Below are 1,195 nucleotides of genomic sequence, written 5' to 3' on the forward strand. Positions count from 1 at the left end.
GGCAAAGACCCCGCGTGACATGGGAGGGTAAGCCGTCAGGAGACAGGTGTGGATATCCAAAGTGCGATCACAGAACGTATCCTTGGGTTGGGGATGAATCCCCCGCTCTCTATTCCCGCCACCGGCTTCACCAGAAAATAATGTCATCCTTACATGACTTCTCCAGCTCTCAATCTGTCTATGGCTGAAAATCTTAGAACGAGTGAGTAAACAAGAGTATTTATTAATTTATAGTGGGAGGAGATGTAATAAATGAAATTCGAAAATAAAACAGTCATCGTCACAGGCGGCGGAACCGGTATTGGCAAGAAAACAGCACAACGTTTTTTTGAAGAAGGTGCAAACGTAATTATTAACGGCCGCCGGCAAGATGTATTATCACAGACAGCCTTGGAAATTGACCCTTCAGGTAAGCGGGTACTGGCTGTAACCGGCGATATCAGTCTGCCCGAAACCTCTAAGAAACTGGTTCAAGCCGCTGTTGATGCCTTTGGAGGAATTGATATTCTGGTGAATAATACTGGTAAATTTGTTCCAACGCCTGTGCTTGAGCACACACCCGAGGATTTGCAATCGTATCTGGATACGATCGTGAAGGGAACATTCTTTCCTTCACAAGCCGTGATCCCGGAAATGAAGAAAAGAGGAGGAGGAGCCATCGTAAACACGGGTTCGATGTGGGCACTCCAAGCCGTTGAATCCACTCCATCTGCTGCTTATTCCGCGGCGATGGCAGGCCGTCACGCATTAACTCGCAACTTGGCTGTTGAACTTGCCGGTGATCAGATTCGGGTGAATGCTGTAGCACCTGCTGTAGTCGAAACTCCAATCTACAACAGCTTTATGACCGAGAAAGAAGTTGCTGAAGTACTGCCAACCTTTAATGCGTTCCATCCTCTTGGACGTAACGGAACTCCTGCAGACGTTGCTGAAGCGATTCTGTTCCTTGCCAGTGATTCGGCTTCATGGATTACAGGCGTCGTCCTTCCTCTTGATGGCGGAGTTACAGCCCGCCTTAGATAAGTAATTCTGTTTCTTATGAGTCAATCACATCATGTGGTTGGCTTTTTATTAAACTGAAAAAGGAGGAAACCGTCTTGACAGTATATTTACCGAATGGTAGATTTCTTTTATGAATACAAATAAAAATACATTACAAAAAATTATGGATATAGGGCTTACATTAGTCCAGGAA

At 45.4% G+C, this 1,195-nt stretch carries 1 protein-coding gene; it reads left to right on the forward strand.

The window, feature by feature from the left end:
- The first annotated feature begins 252 nt into the window (after nucleotides 1-252).
- Nucleotides 253-1,023 carry an SDR family NAD(P)-dependent oxidoreductase gene (locus A3842_RS10185; protein ID WP_074101295.1) on the forward strand — a complete coding sequence of 257 codons (771 nt, stop codon included), beginning with the start codon at nucleotides 253-255 and terminating at the stop codon, nucleotides 1,021-1,023.
- The last annotated feature ends 172 nt before the right edge of the window (nucleotides 1,024-1,195 follow it).

Source organism: Paenibacillus sp. P3E, from assembly GCF_001909045.1.
Lineage (GTDB): Bacteria > Bacillota > Bacilli > Paenibacillales > Paenibacillaceae > Paenibacillus_AQ > Paenibacillus_AQ helianthi.

What these genes read in the sequence shown, in the direction of transcription:
- A3842_RS10185 (WP_074101295.1), top strand. Translation starts at nt 253, where the DNA reads ATGAAATTCGAAAATAAAACAGTCATCGTCACAGGCGGCGGAACCGGT.